The 18005-nt window shown below is 43.4% G+C and carries 14 protein-coding genes and 1 pseudogene; 11 read left to right on the plus strand and 4 right to left on the minus strand.

The window, feature by feature from the left end; genetic code table 11:
- Positions 1-57 precede the first annotated feature (57 nt).
- Entirely contained in the window at positions 58-510 is a 453-nt protein-coding gene (locus tag ACQKC9_RS02150) for a GNAT family N-acetyltransferase (protein ID WP_427620331.1), read from the plus strand.
- Between the two features lie 83 nt (positions 511-593).
- On the opposite strand, the gene ACQKC9_RS02155 is transcribed toward ACQKC9_RS02150, so the two are convergent.
- The 4 genes from ACQKC9_RS02155 to ACQKC9_RS02170 form a co-directional block, all read right to left on the minus strand.
- A complete protein-coding gene (locus ACQKC9_RS02155; protein WP_057760713.1) occupies positions 594-878 on the minus strand; it encodes a pyrimidine/purine nucleoside phosphorylase in 285 nt (94 codons plus the stop codon).
- 61 nt (positions 879-939) lie between these two features.
- Positions 940-2035 (minus strand): peptide chain release factor 2 gene (prfB, locus tag ACQKC9_RS02160; protein WP_197177230.1). Its coding sequence is split into 2 segments (ribosomal slippage): positions 940-1962 and positions 1964-2035, totalling 1095 coding nucleotides; the frame shifts between segments, so codons are not numbered across the junction.
- A 124-nt stretch (positions 2036-2159) separates the two neighbouring features.
- Positions 2160-2861, minus strand: a complete 702-nt coding sequence (locus ACQKC9_RS02165; protein ID WP_427620332.1) for an HAD family hydrolase — start codon at positions 2859-2861, stop codon at positions 2160-2162.
- Positions 2862-3020: 159 nt separating this feature from the next.
- Positions 3021-3557, minus strand: coding sequence for a gamma carbonic anhydrase family protein (locus tag ACQKC9_RS02170; RefSeq protein ID WP_057760719.1), 537 nt, complete (start codon positions 3555-3557; stop codon positions 3021-3023).
- Positions 3558-4059: 502 nt separating this feature from the next.
- Here ACQKC9_RS02170 and carA point away from each other — a divergent pair.
- The 10 genes and pseudogenes from carA to ACQKC9_RS02220 all read left to right on the plus strand — a co-directional run bounded on the left by carA (position 4060) and on the right by ACQKC9_RS02220 (position 17226).
- Entirely contained in the window at positions 4060-5301 is a 1242-nt protein-coding gene (carA, locus tag ACQKC9_RS02175) for a glutamine-hydrolyzing carbamoyl-phosphate synthase small subunit (protein ID WP_427620333.1), read from the plus strand.
- A 153-nt stretch (positions 5302-5454) separates the two neighbouring features.
- The gene (gene carB / locus ACQKC9_RS02180) at positions 5455-8718 is read left to right on the plus strand and encodes a carbamoyl-phosphate synthase large subunit (RefSeq protein ID WP_102091162.1); all 3264 of its coding nucleotides are present in this window, start codon (positions 5455-5457) and stop codon (positions 8716-8718) included.
- Positions 8719-9048: 330 nt separating this feature from the next.
- Positions 9049-9525 (plus strand): transcription elongation factor GreA, encoded by a 477-nt coding sequence (gene greA, locus ACQKC9_RS02185; RefSeq protein WP_057760725.1) that lies wholly within the window; start codon positions 9049-9051, stop codon positions 9523-9525.
- 484 nt (positions 9526-10009) lie between these two features.
- Entirely contained in the window at positions 10010-10903 is an 894-nt protein-coding gene (locus ACQKC9_RS02190; RefSeq protein WP_427620334.1) for a hypothetical protein, read from the plus strand.
- A gap of 206 nt (positions 10904-11109) precedes the next feature.
- A complete protein-coding gene (locus ACQKC9_RS02195; protein ID WP_057760727.1) occupies positions 11110-11685 on the plus strand; it encodes a hypothetical protein in 576 nt (191 codons plus the stop codon).
- 141 nt (positions 11686-11826) lie between these two features.
- Entirely contained in the window at positions 11827-13095 is a 1269-nt protein-coding gene (locus ACQKC9_RS02200; protein ID WP_427620335.1) for a putative DNA modification/repair radical SAM protein, read from the plus strand.
- Between the two features lie 76 nt (positions 13096-13171).
- The gene (locus ACQKC9_RS02205; protein ID WP_427620336.1) at positions 13172-14044 is read left to right on the plus strand and encodes a TIGR03915 family putative DNA repair protein; all 873 of its coding nucleotides are present in this window, start codon (positions 13172-13174) and stop codon (positions 14042-14044) included.
- A gap of 150 nt (positions 14045-14194) precedes the next feature.
- Positions 14195-15517: a glycosyltransferase family 4 protein gene (locus tag ACQKC9_RS02210; protein WP_427620337.1), complete on the plus strand. Its 1323-nt coding sequence runs from the start codon at positions 14195-14197 to the stop codon at positions 15515-15517.
- Positions 15518-15546: 29 nt separating this feature from the next.
- Positions 15547-15768 (plus strand): annotated as a pseudogene (locus ACQKC9_RS02215) (agmatine deiminase family protein); the annotation flags it as partial.
- Positions 15769-15852: 84 nt separating this feature from the next.
- On the plus strand, positions 15853-17226 hold the full coding sequence (locus ACQKC9_RS02220) for an NAD-dependent succinate-semialdehyde dehydrogenase (protein WP_427620338.1): 1374 nt from the start codon (positions 15853-15855) through the stop codon (positions 17224-17226).
- Positions 17227-18005: the final 779 nt, after the last annotated feature.

An 18005-nucleotide genomic window follows, 5' to 3' on the forward strand; every position in this document is an offset into this window, starting at 1 on the left:
CATTGAATTTTAGGTCATAATTTAATGGCTATCAAAACTTAAGTTGAGTAAAACACAATGAAAAACACTTCTATCACAATAGCACCACTCTCTAAAGCCGACTATGACTTTTGGTTGATATTGTGGCAAGACTATCTAACATTTTATGAGACCAGTTTGCCAATGAGCACGATTGATACAACATGGCGCAACTTGATAAATAATGACGTCGCTACCTATGGAATTGGGGCGTGGAAGGATGATATTTTGGTAGGTTTTACTCATGTAGTAATACATCCAACGACTTGGAGTAGTACGGCATGTTGTTATCTACAAGATCTCTATGTCAATGAGTCTGTACGTGGAAAGGGTATCGGACGGGCATTAATTGAAGCGGTATACAACTTTGCTGATGAAAAAGGCTGTAATCACGTTTATTGGAAAACTCAAGAAAGTAATGCTGATGCACGCCAACTGTATGACAAAGTCGCAAGCTTAACGGACATGGTGCAGTACCGTAAAAACTTATAGTTTTTTATAGTTCAGAAATAAAAAACGCCAAGCATAAAATACTTGGCGTTTTTCGTTTTGATACTGCTATAACTTAGAAGTCGTTATTTACCATATACACATAGATAAGCGGTTTCGACGTCTACTTTTACTTGGAACTTTTGATTGGCTTCAACGGTAAACTGCTCGCCAGCGTTAAACGTTTGCCACTCATCACTCTCTGGTAATTTTACGGTCAATGCGCCACTTACCACACTCATGGTTTCGAATTCACTAGTGCCAAACTCATATTCACCAATTTCCATGACGCCGACAGTTGCAGGCTTGGTTGCCGTTTGAAAAGCAATAGAAGTCACTTTATCATCAAAATAATTATTAACGCTTGGCATAATTTTCCTTAATTAAATATTGGTTACTATTTTAAAACGGCTGCTTGTTTAAAACTGCTGCTTACAATCCTGCTTTTAGACTCGCTTCAATAAACTGATCAAGGTCACCATCTAGCACAGCACCCGTGTTAAAGGTCTCAACACCGGTACGCAAGTCTTTGATACGTGAGTCATCAAGCACGTACGAGCGAATTTGACTGCCCCAGCCGACATCAGATTTACCATCTTCAACTGCTTGCTGTGATTCCATACGTTTTTGCATTTCTAGCTCATAGAGCTTAGCACGTAGCATCTTCATCGCCGTGGCCTTGTTACCATGTTGACTACGCTCATTCTGACAGGTCACTACTACGCCCGATGGTTCATGAGTAATACGTACCGCAGAATCTGTCGTGTTTACGTGCTGACCACCAGCCCCAGATGAGCGATAGGTATCGATACGCAAATCTGCTGGATTGATATCAATCTCGACGTTGTCATCGATTTCAGGCGAGACAAACACCGCAGCAAACGAGGTATGACGACCATTATTACTATCAAATGGTGATTTACGCACTAAACGGTGAACGCCAATCTCGGTACGCAACCAACCAAACGCATAGTCGCCTTTGATCTCAATCGTTGCCGACTTAATACCAGCCACACTACCAGACGACACTTCAATCACGTCTACTTTGAAGCCATGTGCTTCTGCCCAGCGTGTATACATGCGAAGTAGCATCTCTGCCCAATCTTGCGCTTCAGTACCACCACTACCCGACTGAATATCTAAGTAGCAGTTGTTTGGATCCATCTCACCGCTGAACATACGGCGGAACTCTAGGTCAGCCACACGTTTTTCAGCATTGTCCAGCTCAGTCTGCACATCGGCGAGCAATGACTCATCGTCTTCCTCTACCGCCAGCTCTAGCATAGCAGATGCATCTTCTAGCGTAGTTTCAAGAGAGACCACTACATCAATGACACCATCAAGATGGCTTTTTTCTTTGTTAATCTTGGTCGCACGCTCTGGATCGTTCCATAGCTCTGGGTTTTCTAACTCCAAATTGACTTCTTCTAAGCGTTCTTGCTTACCATCGAAGTCAAAGATACCTCCGCAAGTCCTGCCCACGCTCTGATAAATCTTTAATTTGCTCTTGATACGGATTGATTTCCATAAATATTCCTGTTTTTCTAATAAAATAAATAACGCATGTGGCGCTATTTTAAATGAGATTGATACTAAATGGTTCGCTAATTATCGCTGATGCCAATGTTGCTACTATTACTGGATTAAATAATCTAGATCGACCAATCTTCTACTGCCCAGCGATGGGCCAAGGCATGTGCGTGTAGCGCATCGTCAGGTGATACGCAAACGGCCACATCAGCCCATTCGAGTAACGGAATATCATTTTTGGAATCTGAATACGCGTACGTCTTTTCAAACGTGATGCCAGAGGCTTGCTGTTTATTCAGCCATTTATCCAAATGGTATATTTTGCCCGCTTGGAAGTTTGGTCTATCAGTTAGCTTGCCTGTATAGCGATTGTCTTTGATCTCGAGCGGCGTTGCCAATACATTGGCAGCTTCAATACCAAAACGCTTGGCAATGGCGGATACTACAAAATCATTGGTCGCAGAAATAATCACCACATCGTGCCCTTGCTCAATGTGCTGACACAATGCTTCCATCGCTTTTGGGCGAATATGTGGCTCGATTTCGCTTTTGATATAGTCTTCTCTTAGCTCATCAAGTCTATCAAGCGGCAGACTGCTTAAAAACTGCGCAACGAATTCATTATACTCTGTCGCGTCTAGCGTGCCTTCGATATAGTCATTATAAAATTTCTGGTTGGCAGTGCGGTACTGCGCCTCATCGACAAGGTCATGCTTTACGATATACTCACCCCAGAGATAATCGCTATCGACATCAAGTAAGGTATGATCTAAATCAAATAATGCCAGTTGTTTTTGTTGTGTTTTTGCTTGATTTGCCTGCATGGTGAGACCTTATCGTTGGTTGCGAAAAAATATGAATCGTTTAATAAAATTGGGTACAGTTATCTACTAAGGCTGAGCGTGCCACCTAAATAGCACATCAATTAGATATAGCTCGTACCTTATAATTTAACCATTTGGAATTGCTTAGACTATTTACCTTTAGTCAGGCATCGCTATTTCTGTTAAGCCTGTTTTGAATTTCTGGCAACGCTCAGCATAATGTAGCGCTGACATTTTTAGCATCGCTGCTTGCTCATCGGTCAGCGTCTTGACCACTTTTGCAGGCGCGCCCATCACTAGCGAGTTATCAGGAATAACCTGACCTTCAGTAATCAAGGCTTTCGCCCCTATCAGACAGTTTTTACCGATTTTGACATTATTGAGCACCACAGCGCCAATGCCAATCAAGCTATTATCACCGACTTCACAGCCATGTAGCATAGCCAGATGACCGATAGTCACGTAATTACCAATAGTAACTTTGATACCTGCATCAGTATGAATCACACTGTTTTCTTGCACATTACTATAGTCACCGATATGAATACGATCGTTGTCACCGCGTATCACTGCACCGAACCAAATATTGGCTTGATGGCCTAAATATACATCACCCATCACTTGCGCTGAGTCTGCTACCCAACCGTTGAACGGTGCGGCAAACTCTGGGGTTTTATCTAAATACTGATAAATCATAACGACTCCTTGTCATCTTCATTATTGTTATAACAAATGATCATAAAAATTGGGTCTAGCGCTGCGCTGTCCATTGTGGCAAAGCCAACTGCGAAAATCCAGCGCTATTAATATACGCTCGATGTCGAATCTGACAAAAGAAAAGGCAGCTTATATCTGCTTAGGCTATTTCATAAAGTGAATATATTTATAAAGTCCTTGTTATTAGCCATGAAATGACTATTAATCCAGTAAATCGGCTAGCTATAACCGTCTATTTTGTATATAATACGCAAAATCTGTGCCTAAGCGAGCGGACATGATGCAAGTTACCTATTCACTATCTAGTGGGTTTTGTAGTTTTCATCAATAATGTCTTCTCGCTTTTTTGTGGAAAATTTTTGTGTATCGCCCTTTTTTTACTTTTATATGACAACAGTCAAATGCCGTAAATAAAAGGATACGGAGCAATTTTAGTCCAACAAAACATGATGGCACTCACCAATAACAGCGGAGGCAATCCTTGAATTCATCGGCAGAAATACAAGCAATTTTGGCACTAGCAGACGGTACAATCTTTCGCGGTGTCAGTATCGGCAGCCTAGGTCATCGTATTGGTGAAGTGGTATTTAACACAGCCATGACAGGGTATCAAGAAATCCTAACCGATCCAAGTTATGCCCGCCAGCTGGTGACTTTGACTTACCCTCATATCGGTAATACAGGCACCAATAGCGAGGACACAGAATCTGGTAATGGCCACAAAGTATGGGCAGACGGTCTTATCATCCGTGATGCCACCATGGCAACCTCTAACTTCCGTAACTCTGAGTCACTCAGCGACTATTTACAGCGTAATGAGACAGTGGCTATCGCTGAAATTGATACCCGTCAGCTAACACGTCTATTACGTGATAAAGGTGCACAGAACGGCTGTATCATGACTGCCTCAAACGGCGAGACTATCAGCAACGACGATGAGCAAAAAGCGATTGAGTTAGCGAAAGGCTTTGCAGGTCTAAAGGGCATGGACTTGGCAAAAGAATGCTGTACTAAAGAGAACTTCGAATGGACAGCAGGCACTTGGGACTTATCAGACACCCTACTCAACCGTGATATCCTTGGTAGTCATGATAGCGGTACTGGCGGCTTCTTTAAACAACTCGGCACTCATATCGATTCTAAATACAACGTCGTCGCTTATGACTTCGGTAGCAAAACCAACATCCTGCGCATGCTCGTCGACCGCGGTTGTCACGTGACGGTTGTACCAGCACAGACCCCTATCGCAGACGTGCTAGCAATGAACCCAGATGGCATCTTCTTATCAAACGGCCCTGGCGATCCTGCAGCTTGTGATTATGCTATCGATGCGGTACGTCATATCATTGAGCAAACTGACGTGCCAACGTTTGGCATCTGCTTAGGCCATCAGCTGATTGGTTTGGCTAGCGGTGCAAATACTATCAAGATGAAAACTGGCCATCATGGTGCCAACCATCCAGTACAAGATTTGGCGACTGGCACGGTTATGATTACCAGTCAGAACCATGGTTTTGCGGTTGATGAAGACACGTTACCTGACAACGTTAAATCTACTCATCGCTCACTATTTGATGGTACCAACCAAGGTATCGAGCTGACCAACAAGCCTGTATTTAGCTTCCAAGGTCACCCAGAAGCCAGCCCTGGTCCACATGACTGCGCGCCATTGTTTGATAAGTTTGCGGATATGATGGAGCAGTCTAAAACGGCCCAAGCGTAAACGGTTGTTTATAACTACATAATAAGTAAACGCTTTAATCGTCCATAGCGGTTCAAGCGTCGCTAAATAAAGCACTGCAAGTATAAAACGCCATAAGCGTTATCAAAAATAAAGATTACTCAAATTATCACCCAAACGAAGGTAGCTCTAACTATGCCAAAACGTACCGACATAAAAAGCATTCTTATCATTGGCGCAGGCCCTATCGTCATCGGCCAAGCATGTGAGTTTGACTATTCAGGCGCACAGGCGTGTAAAGCACTAAAAGAAGAAGGCTACCGCGTCATCTTGGTCAACTCAAACCCTGCGACCATCATGACTGACCCTGTCATGGCTGACGCGACCTATATCGAGCCGATTACTTGGCAAACCGTTGAGCAAATCATTGCCAAAGAACGTCCAGATGCAATCTTGCCAACGATGGGCGGACAGACAGCACTAAACTGTGCGCTAGAGCTAGACAAGCACGGCGTATTGACCAAGTATAACTGTGAATTGATTGGCGCGACCAAAGACTCAATCGAGATGGCAGAAGATCGCAACTTGTTTGATAAAGCCATGAAGCGTATCGGCCTTGAGTGCCCTCGCGCTGAAACGGCTGAAACCATGGAAGAAGCGTTTGCTACTCAAGAAAAAATGGGCTATCCATGTATCATTCGTCCATCATTCACGATGGGTGGTTCAGGCGGTGGTATCGCTTATAACCGCGATGAGTTCATTGAAATCTGCGAGCGCGGTTTTGACTTGTCTCCTAACCATCAATTGCTTATCGATGAGTCATTGATTGGTTGGAAAGAATACGAGATGGAAGTGGTTCGTGACAAAAACGACAACTGCATCATCATCTGCGCCATCGAAAACTTTGATCCAATGGGTGTGCATACAGGCGACTCAATCACGGTTGCACCTGCGCAGACTTTGACGGACAAAGAATACCAAATCATGCGTAATGCTTCATTGGCAGTACTGCGTGAAATTGGTGTAGAAACTGGCGGCTCAAACGTACAGTTCGGTATCAACCCTGATACAGGTCGCATGGTCGTCATCGAGATGAACCCACGCGTATCACGCTCGTCTGCCCTAGCCTCAAAAGCCACTGGCTTCCCGATTGCCAAAATCGCAGCAAAACTGGCGATTGGTTATACCCTAGATGAATTGCAAAATGACATCACTGGTGGCAAAACGCCAGCCAGCTTTGAGCCTGCGCTTGATTATGTCGTGACTAAGATACCTCGTTTCAACTTCGAAAAATTCCCGCAAGCAGACAATATCCTGTCGACTCAGATGAAATCGGTCGGTGAAGTGATGGCGATTGGTCGTAACTTCCAAGAGTCGATGCAAAAAGCATTGCGCGGCATGGAAACAGGTGCAGATGGTTTTGATGAGCAAATTGACTTGTCAAAAGTGAGCGCCGAAAAAGCGCGTAGCGAAATCATTAACCGCCTAACCATTCCAACACCTGAGCGTATCTACTACGTTGCTGATGCATTCCGCGTCGGTATGAGTGTCGATGAAGTGTTTAACTTTACCAAGATTGACCCATGGTTCTTGGTACAGATCGAAGACATCGTTAAAACAGAAGCTACCGTAAAATCACTTGGCTTTGGTGGATTGAACGAGAAAAATCTACGTAGCTTTAAACGTAAAGGTTTGTCAGATTTGCGTTTGGCTAAACTGCTTGGTATTTCACAAAAGCAACTTCGCAAAAAGCGTTGGGATCTAAACGTCTATCCAGTCTATAAGCGTGTCGATACCTGTGCCGCAGAGTTTGCTACTAGTACGGCCTATATGTACTCGACGTACGATAGCGAATGTGAAGCAAACCCAACAGACAAAAAGAAAATCATGGTTATCGGTGGCGGTCCTAACCGTATCGGCCAAGGTATTGAATTTGATTACTGCTGTGTGCATGCAGCGCTTGCCATGCGTGAAGATGGTTACGAGACCATCATGGTCAACTGTAACCCTGAAACGGTTTCAACCGATTATGACACTTCTGACCGTCTATACTTTGAGCCAATCACGTTAGAAGACGTGCTAGAGATCGTTCGTATCGAAAACCCTGATGGCGTGATCGTACAGTTCGGTGGTCAAACGCCATTGAAACTTGCTCGTGCACTAGAGTCAGCAGGCGTTAAAATCATCGGTACTAGCCCAGATGCAATTGACCGTGCCGAAGATCGTGAACGCTTCCAGCATATGATTCAGCAGCTAAACCTAGTACAGCCATCAAACGCACTAGCAACTAGCTTAGAAGACGGCTTGGTGAAAGCAAAAGATGTAGGCTATCCATTGGTTGTACGTCCATCTTATGTATTAGGTGGCCGCGCGATGGAAATCGTCTATAACGAAGACGAGCTAAGACATTACCTACGTACTGCGGTACAAGCATCGAACGAAGCGCCTGTCCTACTAGATCGTTTCTTAGATGATGCTATCGAAGTCGACGTAGACTGTGTATGTGATGGTACTGATGTCGTTATCGGCGGTATCATGCAACATATCGAACAGGCTGGCGTTCACTCAGGTGACTCAGCATGCTCACTACCACCATACTCACTGTCTAAAGAGCTATGTGACGTGATGCGCGCACAGACGGTCGCTATGGCAAAAGAGCTAGGCGTTATCGGTCTAATGAACGTACAGTTCGCGGTAAAAGGCGAAACCGTATATATCCTAGAAGTGAACCCACGTGCTGCACGTACAGTACCGTTCGTCTCTAAGTGTATCGGTACTTCGTTAGCACAGGTTGCGGCTCGCTGTATGGCTGGCACTTCGCTTAAAGACCAAGGCTTTACTACTGAGATTGTCCCAGCATTCTATGCGGTCAAAGAAGCGGTATTCCCATTTGCTAAGTTCCCAGGTGTTGACCCAATCTTGAGCCCTGAGATGAAATCAACGGGCGAAGTTATGGGCGTGGGCAAAACCTTTGGCGAAGCATTCTACAAGGCCATTATCGGTAGTAATGAGCGTCTGCCAGGCTTGCCTACTGAAGGCGAGACAAAAACCGTCTTTATCTCAGTTCGTGACAGCGACAAAGCCCAAATCGCTCCGATTGCTCGTCAACTTGCAGACTTTGGCTTTAAGATTGTCTCGACCACTGGCACGCAAAAAGTACTGAGCGACGCTGGTATCGAAAGTCAACAAATCAACAAGGTTACTGAGGGTCGTCCGCATATCGTTGATGCCTTGAAAAATGGCAAAATCGACCTTATCATCAATACGACTGAAGGTAAGCAAGCACAAGAGGATTCGTTCTCTATTCGCCGCAGTGCGCTACAAGGAAAAGTATTCTACGTCACCACGTTAGGTGCCGCTGATGCCGTCTGCAAATCTTACGCGATTGACTTACCGTTTGATGTCTATAAGTTACAAGATTTGCATGAGCAAGCAAAGTCTATTGACGTGGCTGAATAATTTCAGTAGATTAAGCATAACCGTTAGGCTTGCCTAAAAGCTCACTCAAGTATCGTTGTTTGCTTTAAATATAGCCAACCATGCTTGAGGAACGATACCTTTACCGTGATAGACCTAAAAAGCATAGTGGCTAAATTGCGACTATGCTTTTTATTACGTAAGCTTAAGTGCGCCTATGCTTGAATTGAGATGATATACACTCATAAATGATGGCCAACTTATTCATTACATCGTCTTAATTATCACTCTTTTATATTTTATATCCATTGCAACAACACTGACACCATCTCATTATGAGGTGGTGTGGTGTTATTGGTTTAAGGAAAAAACATGCAACGTTACCCAATGACTCCGCAAGGACACGCGGCTCTAGAAGCCGAATTAAAACAGCTAAAAAGTGTCGACCGTCCACGCATCACAGCATCGATTGCTGAAGCACGCGAACACGGCGATTTGAAAGAAAATGCTGAATACCATGCTGCCCGCGAGCAACAAGGTTTTTGTGAAGCACGTATCCGTGATATCGAAGCCAAGCTTGGTGGCGCTCAAGTCATCGATCCTTCGACACTGCCAAAAGAAGGCCGTATCGTGTTTGGCGTCAGCGTCGTGATTGAAAACATGGACACCGAAGAAGAAAAACAGTACAAAATCGTTGGCGACGATGAAGCTGACTTTAAAGCTGGCAAAATCTCAGTCAACTCACCAATCGCTCGTGGTTTGATTGGTAAATTCGAAGGTGACGAAGTACGCATCGAAACGCCAAAAGGCGTGGTTGAATATGAAGTCATGAAAGTTATATACGACTAATAGCGACACTTAATAGCTACACTGCGTTCTAATCTATAAATTTGATGTTCTCAAAGATAGACAGTTTGAGAAATGACTTTTAGATAGTAGCTTCTATGACAATGATTGCGACTGACTACTTAGCCGTTCAATTTCATAGATGAAAGCTGTACTACACATAGATAGCATTTATACCGTTTCGGTTACACAATGCTGCTTTTATCCATGATTTGTTTTGGCGCATAATTATTTGAGTTTGAGTGCACAACAGCTTCAATATTAAGTTTATTCAATAAGAAATAGTTAAGATTGAATAGCTTTTATCCAAGTTAGTATTGCGGCGCCTTTACTAAAAATAATGATGGTCTAATCGCACACATAGGCTAATATCAGCACTACTACCCTCGTTATTTGGCATATTTTTCGGTGTCATTTAGCGGGGGTTTTGTTTATCTAAGCATTATCTATTGTTGTATTACTTACTATTATTTTTGAGGAGTCTTTTATGATTACGAACAATGGTTTTCAAGCATTAACTACTAAAACGACTATGGCAAAAAATTCAGCTATGTCTGCATTGCTAGCAGGTATCGTATTGGCCACATCATCAGCCAATGCTGCCCCTGAGATTTCCATTAGCTCATCTGCGAGCGGTAGCACCACGGTGGTCGAGCAATACTCTGATGGCAAAACTGCTACGATTACTGCGACGCCAAACGGTATCACCATGCAAGATGGCATGCCGTACGCGGTAACTCAGGTGACCACTGTGCCACACTATGTCGTGCGCCAGTCTCCTGTTGTCCAAGGTACGACGACCGTTACTAGCGTACCAGTGACTAACTCTATTACCAATAAAGTCACTAAAGTAGATGTGATTACCACGCCTGCCAGCAGCGTGACGCAAGTACTACCTGTTGCAACCAATGTCACCCCGCCAGTGATTATGCAGCAGCCAGTGACCAATCAAGTAACGACCACGACCACAACTTTGGATACGTTGCAACTGACCCCGACTTTTAGTACGCCTGGCGTGGTCAATGCCAACACCAAAGTCATGAAAATTCTAAAAAATGCTGATGGACGTGAAGTTGCCGTTCCTGCCAATCATATTGCCCCTGGTGATGTGATCGAGTATCACACCACTTATACCAATACCACGGCACAGCCAGTCAATGATATCAATGCAATGATCTCATTACCAAGTGGCGTCCAGTTAGTCTCGTTGAATAGTCCTCTGCCGACGCTTGCTACCACTGGCGGTGACAGCTATCAAACCATTCAGCAGGTTGGCAATACGGTGGTTGTCCAAGAAAACTACTCTGGTCTAAAATGGAACTTGGTGAACTTTGACGCCAATGCGGCCAAGACTGTCGTCATACGTGCCAAGGTTCAGTAAAAATAATTCTGAGTTTGAAACTTAAAAACTATTGAATTTGATAAAAGGTCTTATGGACTAAGTATTTAGTCCATAAGACCTTTTTTGGAAAATAGCTAACTTATTATGATATAAATAAGCTTTTGTTAATCTGAAAAATGAGCCTTGTAGTTGTATTGGCTGTAACACGTTATTATTAAGCTCTATATCACTAAGGAAGATGAATAATGAGCATCCTGTCCATTAGAATATTTCTATTCATCCTTGTTCTTATTGGCATATTTATTATTTTTAAAGCAATAAAACTGTTTAGCAATGCATTTAATGGCATCATATTATTGACGCTACCATATAACGATAATGCAGGTAGTTTCACTGTCTCAAAATCAGGCATTTATGCAATCTGGCACAAGGGCCCTCTCTTCAAAAAAACGCCGCTGACCCAGTTTAGAACACATATTCTCAATACCGCTACTGATAAAGAAATTAAGCTTAATCGCTCGATACTGTCTCCGCGCTCAAACAATTTTGATACTGGAAGAATGGAGCTTTTTACTTTTAAGGCGGAAGCGGGTCACTACGAATTAAAGCTAGTACCAGGTTCAAGTACCTCAAGATTTCAAGCAATGATAGGAGGCGCTATCCCATTGGCAGATATTGATTTAAACCACTACTCTATTGAGATTCAAAAAAGCCAAGCACAGATACTCACGATACTAGCCATTCCTCTCCTATTGCTTGGTATTGCAGGTATCGTTGGCGGATTGGTGGTTGGATTATTAGCTGAAAAAATTTTTATATAAACTCAAATCACATCTAAAAATCTAGACTTTCTTGACGACAACCGTTGTCGTATATCATTCTAACTTCACCTATAAATACAATGACTTAGCGATAATTTTGGTAAAATAGTCCTTCATCAATTAATTGGTAAAACGCGACTTATGGCAAACATCAATTATGAAAGATTACAGGGCAAACTCAATATCTTGGCCGATGCTGCCAAGTATGATGTCTCCTGCTCATCCTCCGCTGGTACTCGCAAAAACCAAGGCGGCGGACTAGGTGATGCCTCTGCAACAGGTATCTGTCACAGCTATACCGAAGATGGTCGCTGCGTCAGCCTGTTAAAGATTCTTTTGACTAATCACTGCATTTACGACTGTGCTTATTGCACCTCGCGCAAGAGCAATGACACGCCGCGCGCTGCTTTTAGTGTCGAAGAAGTCGTCGACTTAACCATGCAGTTTTATCGCCGTAACTATATCGAAGGGTTATTTCTTAGCTCTGGTATCTTTAAAAGTGGCGACTATACAATGGAGCGACTAGTCGAAGTCGCCAAACTCTTGCGTACTCGCGAGCGCTTTAATGGGTATATTCATCTAAAGACCATCCCTGGCGCGTCAAAGGAACTATTGCTCGAAGCAGGACTATATGCAGATCGCTTGAGTGTCAATATTGAAATCCCAACCAAATCAGGACTGGCTTTACTTGCACCAGAAAAATCACACGAGCAACTAAAAGCGCCGATGGAAACAGTAAAAGAAGAAATCATCACTATCCGTGAGAGTCGCAAAACCCACAAAAAAGCGCCTAAGTTCACGCCAGCAGGTCAGACCAGCCAAATGATCGTTGGTGCGAGTAACGAGACTGACTTGCAGGTGATTCAGCTGTCGAGTCACTTTTACAAAACGTATGATCTCAAGCGGGTCTATTACTCAGGTTATGTACCTATGCTCTCTGATAATCGCTTGCCTGCGATTGGAACGCCTGTACCGATGGTACGAGAGAATCGTCTGTATCAGGCAGATTGGTTAATGCGCTTTTATGGTTTTGGTGCACATGAAATTGTGGAGCCAGAATCGCCATTTTTAGATTTAGACTGCGACCCAAAGCTTGCTTGGGCCATACGCCATCGCGAGCATTTCCCAGTCAATATTCAAACAGCGACTTATGAGATGATTGTGCGTATCCCAGGTATCGGTACAAAGACTGCTAAAAAAATCGTCAAAGCACGTAAATTCAATCAATTGACGCTATACCATCTAAAAAAGATGGGTGCTGCAGTCAACCGTGCTAAATACTTCATCGCAACCACTGGCAAAAACGAACACCTTGCTCATTTAACGCGCGATAATTTTCGTCAGTATGTATTGGCTCAAACGCAGACCAAGTTTAACGATCAACGTACTGGGCAGTTGGTTTTATTTTAGAATGGCTCTAGATAGTGTGTGCTAGAGAAGGTTGCCATCTGGCTACTGTATTTATGATAGAAATGTAGGATAAAACATGTCAGCACTTATGCAAAATGACTCTTACGCTGTCGGTCAATTGACGCCTAGCATTGTACTGTATGAGCCTAGCTTTGAAGGTTGGCTGAGTGCTGTGTTTTATGTTTATGCCAATCGTCTACAAAACGATGTGGCACTAAAGCTAACGGCGCAAGATTGCTATGTGCCATCACTTATCGCTCAGGCAACTAGCGTGGCAACTGACGAGGACAAAGCCGAGCGTGTGTTGGTTAAATTAAATACATTATTGGGTCGCTCAGGTATGCGAAATATCTTGTGGGGATTTTTATCAGAAAAGGATGATATCGGTACGACATTGTTCCGCGTGGTCAAATACGCCATCGACTACCCTAACCGTCAGATCATGCAGGATTTGGGTAATTTAGACGTTCTCGAATTAGTCCAAACAGTCAAATCGGTTGGCCGTGAGAAACACCGTATGGAGGCGTTTGTACGTTTTGAGCATACGACTGATGATATTTATTTTGCACGTGTAGAGCCTGATTTTAATGTACTGCCACTGATCGGAGAGCACTTTCGTCAGCGCTATCAAGATCAACACTGGGCGATTTACGATCTAACGCGAGGCTATGGCATCTATTATGATAAAAGTAATAGCATACCATCACGGCCAGCGAAGCTGCAAACCATCACCGACCTCGATGATGCGGTACTACGCAATCCTGCCAGCATCCATAGTCCTGATGAGCAGCGCTATCAAAAATTCTGGCAAGGCTACTTTACCAACGTCAATATCAAAGAGCGCAAAAACCCTAAGCTGCATAAACAATATCTCCCGCAGCGCTACTGGAAATACTTGAGTGAAAAACAAGTACTGCCCAATGCTGAGCATTTACAAAAACGACGCTAATGGCTTTTGGTGTTTATTAATCCATGCCTTACGCTTATATAGTCTAAAAACTACCTATCTGACCTTATCTTTTTATCTTGATGGTTGAGTTTTAATCGCTTTTAACTGACAATAGCAAATTGATATTACTAACCGGTGACCAACGCTATTATGAAAGTTATGCGCTTACTGTCGTCTCTAAAGCATGATGAATCCGAGCGCGGCATTTTTCATCTTGGGCGAGCATTGGTCAAAAATGAGCATACCTCTATCATTGTCTCTAGTGCCGATGAAGACAATGACTTGGTCAGACGTCTCAAGCGCGATGGCAATATATACCATCAGCTGCACGTGAATAAAAAGTCTTGGCTATCGCTATTGCAAGTCTCTGCACTGCGGCATTTGATAGAAAAGTACGAACCCGATGTCATCCATGTACACTCGCGTACCCCTGCATGGATATTGCATTTGGCATTGCGCCGTGCGCGCGTCAGACGTTTTCCCAAACTGGTCTCGACCATGTATGGTTTTTATCCTATTAACAAGTACTCTCAGGCTCTACTCAATGTTGATACGATAATCACCGTATCTGATAGTGTCACTCAATACTTAAAAAAAGGACTGCGCATCGAAGACGTAGATCCTAAAGTCATCACGCGTATTTATCGCGGTATCGACACTCGGCGCTACCCTTATCGTCATAATCCTTCGGTCTATTGGTTACGTCATACCTTTGCTGAATACCCTGAGCTTGAGCACAAAAAATGGCTCGTATTCCCAACCGTCATCGGTAATGAGTACGGGCAAGAGTGGCTGATAGATATCTTGGGTAACCTGCAAGAACAGTTCCCCAATATTCACGTCATTATTATGGATGAAGACTATAAAGACGGCGATGTCGCTCATGAAGATTTTCGCCAACGTACTAATAGCTTGGGACTGGCTGAGCGCATTACCTATGTGGGTAGCAAGCGTAATGATATGCGAGAATGGCTATCGGCGGCCAACATTGTCATGGCACTTGCCAATGAGCCCGAGTCAATCGGTATCAATGCCCTACAAGCCATACATTTAGGTACGCCAGTTATTGGTTGGGATCAAGCTGCCTTTAGCGAGATTTTACAACCGCTCTACCCGCAAGGCTTGGTAAAAAAGTACAATGCCAATGCGCTGTGTAAAGCGGTTAGAAACCAGCTAGAGAGCGTGACGCGTCCTGAAATGACCAACAAATTCACCATGCGTGAGATGATTGAAAAGACGCTTGAAGTGTATCAAAGTTTACATGATGCGGCGCTTGCCGAAGAACAAGCAGAAGCAGATGCTATCGCAGTTCGACGCATCAAACGCAGTCTAAAAAAAGCGTCTAAACCTGCCCTTAACGTCGCTGTAAAAAACATCGAACCTGTTGCTAAAAATCCAAAAATAAAGCTAACCAAAGAAAAGTCGAAGACAACGGATAATGTAGATACGGTAGAAACCACTGAAGACAATTAACAGCTGTAAATACTTTCCAGTCGGGCGATGTCTGTATCGCCTCATATGCCAACTTTTTGATTTGTAATGACGCGGTCATAGTACCGCAATATGATGATATAAATGATGCACTCGCCATCGAGCAGCTTGAAAAAGTCTTTCCTCAGCATCAGGTAGTGGGAGTACGAACAAGAGAGATTGTTTTTGGTGGCGGTAATATTCACTGTATTACGCAGCAGCAACCAAAACCATCCATCAAAAGCAGTAACTAGAAGCTTTAATTAAAAGCACCCGCATAAAAATATAGACCCAAATGGATTTTGAACCCAATAATATTTTAAAATAAAGGACATAATATGAGCGATTATCAAGTTAATAACCCAGCCACTGGTGAAGTAGAAGCCACTTACCCTACCGCCACTGAACAAGATATCCAGCAAGTCATTGAACAAGCAGATACCGCTTATCAAGACTGGCGTAAAGTGCCATTAAATGAGCGCAGTGCACTACTGCATAAAATCGCTGATATCTATCTTGAGCGTCAAGATGAGCTATCACGCATCGTCGCCAACGAAATGGGCAAACCTGTTGCCCAAGCCAAAGGCGAGATCGGTCTGGTTGCTGATATCTATCGCTACTATGCAGACAACGCTGAGCAGCTACTAGCGCCAAGCACTATTGATGTAGACTCAGGGTCAGCGTCGGTAGAAAAACACCCTGTAGGCGCGCTATTAGGCATCATGCCGTGGAACTATCCACATTACCAAGTAGCCCGTTTTGTCGCGCCGAACTTTATGGCAGGTAACACGATTATTCTAAAACACGCACCGCAGTGTCCAAACACCGCAGAAATTATTGTCGATATCTTTAAAGATGCAGGCGTACCTGAAGGTGTTTATAACAATATTTTTGCGACCAATGAGCAATCAGCGACCATTATCAATGACACACGCGTACAAGGTGTCTCGTTAACAGGTTCTGAACGCGCAGGACAAGCCGTGGCAAAAGAAGCTGGTGGCGCACTCAAAAAGGTCGTTTTAGAATTGGGCGGTTCAGATGCCTTTATCGTCGCAGCCGATGCCGATATTGAGCAAGCGATACAAGGCGCTATCTCTGGTCGTTTTGGTAATACTGGACAAGCCTGTAATGCAGCCAAGCGTTTGATCGTCATTGAATCAGTCTACGACAAATTCGTTGAAGGCTTTACCAATGCAGTCAGCAGCATGACTTTGGCCGACCCGCTTAAAGAAGATACGTTTATTGGCCCAATGTCATCAAAAGCCGCTGCGGTCAACTTGCAAGCGCAGCTAGACAGCGCTATCCAAGCAGGGGCGACAGTATTGGTAGAAGGCGGCATGGACAAAGACAAGCCTGGCGCTTGGTTTAAGCCTGCAGTACTGACAGATGTGACTGAATCCATGGATGTGTATCGTGAGGAGCTGTTTGGTCCTGTAGCAGTCGTCTATAAAGCAAATGATATCGACCATGCTATCAAGATTGCCAACGACGTGCCTTTCGGTCTGGCCGCGTCTATCCAAACGCAAGATGCGGCACTGGCTGCTGAAATTGCTGACAAACTAGAAGTGGGCATGGTCACTATCAATGCGCCTTCTGGTTCTGAGGCCAATACACCATTTGGCGGCGTCAAACGTTCAGGTTTTGGCCGTGAGCTTGGCACCCTTGGCATCACTGAGTTCTTAAACTATAAGCTGATTCGTGATAAGTCTTAATAGATTAAAATCTTAGTTAAATAAAAAAAGCCTAACGTTTGACGTTAGGCTTTTTTATGAAAGGTAGTTTAAGTAAGTCTACTTTTTATATGGATTTTCTTATTTTTAGTTGACGATATCGAACATCAAAGTCTTGGTTAATCTCATTGATCATACTCATTTCACGAAATCTAGAGTTTAGACGTAGTTATTTTTCTATGCATGTTTAAGAGTATTATGATTGCACGTATTTCAGAACGTCAAAAAAGGCCTCATGTCAAGTATTAGGTCTTTTCGTTGGGATATTTTTATTCATTATTTTTATGTTAAATTGTCTCCACATAGTTAGATGATGCGATGTCGAGTACACTGCCAAAAACTAGAAAAATGTCGTTCTGTTTATTGAGCATACTATCGGGCAGTAGCAGCACCTCAATCTATTGCCTGACACTCGAAACCCACAGCTTTCTCAATGAGACGCTAATACTATTATTTTTCTAAAGCAAAAAAGGCGTCATTGACTAAGTGGTCCTCTTGATTAAAACGAACATATATCCCTTCACTGTCCTTTGTTGCATACCAATACTCATCATTTGCACTAATATTTATTTGGAAAAACTTATTGCTTATAATATTACCGACAGTGTAGACCGAGCCTTCTACAAAAAAATCGTTGCCACAGATACATTTTAGTTTATCTCCACTTCTGATCATATAGCTAACCTTCACGACAACGATAATAGTAAACAAGAGTGAGCTATTTTACTTTTTTATCGTTAAATGTCAATATGCGAATATTA

It is taken from the genome of Psychrobacter sp. NPDC078409 (genome assembly GCF_050268505.1).
Taxonomy (GTDB): Bacteria; Pseudomonadota; Gammaproteobacteria; order Pseudomonadales; family Moraxellaceae; genus Psychrobacter.

Bases quoted from the DNA above. Each gene is read 5' to 3' on its own strand.
- ACQKC9_RS02150 (WP_427620331.1), top strand. From the start codon at position 58: ATGAAAAACACTTCTATCACAATAGCACCACTCTCTAAAGCCGACTAT.
- ACQKC9_RS02155 (WP_057760713.1), bottom strand. From the start codon at position 878: ATGCCAAGCGTTAATAATTATTTTGATGATAAAGTGACTTCTATTGCT.
- ACQKC9_RS02165 (WP_427620332.1), bottom strand. From the start codon at position 2,861: ATGCAGGCAAATCAAGCAAAAACACAACAAAAACAACTGGCATTATTT.
- ACQKC9_RS02170 (WP_057760719.1), bottom strand. From the start codon at position 3,557: ATGATTTATCAGTATTTAGATAAAACCCCAGAGTTTGCCGCACCGTTC.
- carB (WP_102091162.1), top strand. From the start codon at position 5,455: ATGCCAAAACGTACCGACATAAAAAGCATTCTTATCATTGGCGCAGGC.
- greA (WP_057760725.1), top strand. From the start codon at position 9,049: ATGCAACGTTACCCAATGACTCCGCAAGGACACGCGGCTCTAGAAGCC.
- ACQKC9_RS02190 (WP_427620334.1), top strand. From the start codon at position 10,010: ATGATTACGAACAATGGTTTTCAAGCATTAACTACTAAAACGACTATG.
- ACQKC9_RS02195 (WP_057760727.1), top strand. From the start codon at position 11,110: ATGAGCATCCTGTCCATTAGAATATTTCTATTCATCCTTGTTCTTATT.
- ACQKC9_RS02200 (WP_427620335.1), top strand. From the start codon at position 11,827: ATGGCAAACATCAATTATGAAAGATTACAGGGCAAACTCAATATCTTG.
- ACQKC9_RS02205 (WP_427620336.1), top strand. From the start codon at position 13,172: ATGTCAGCACTTATGCAAAATGACTCTTACGCTGTCGGTCAATTGACG.
- ACQKC9_RS02210 (WP_427620337.1), top strand. From the start codon at position 14,195: ATGAAAGTTATGCGCTTACTGTCGTCTCTAAAGCATGATGAATCCGAG.
- ACQKC9_RS02220 (WP_427620338.1), top strand. From the start codon at position 15,853: ATGAGCGATTATCAAGTTAATAACCCAGCCACTGGTGAAGTAGAAGCC.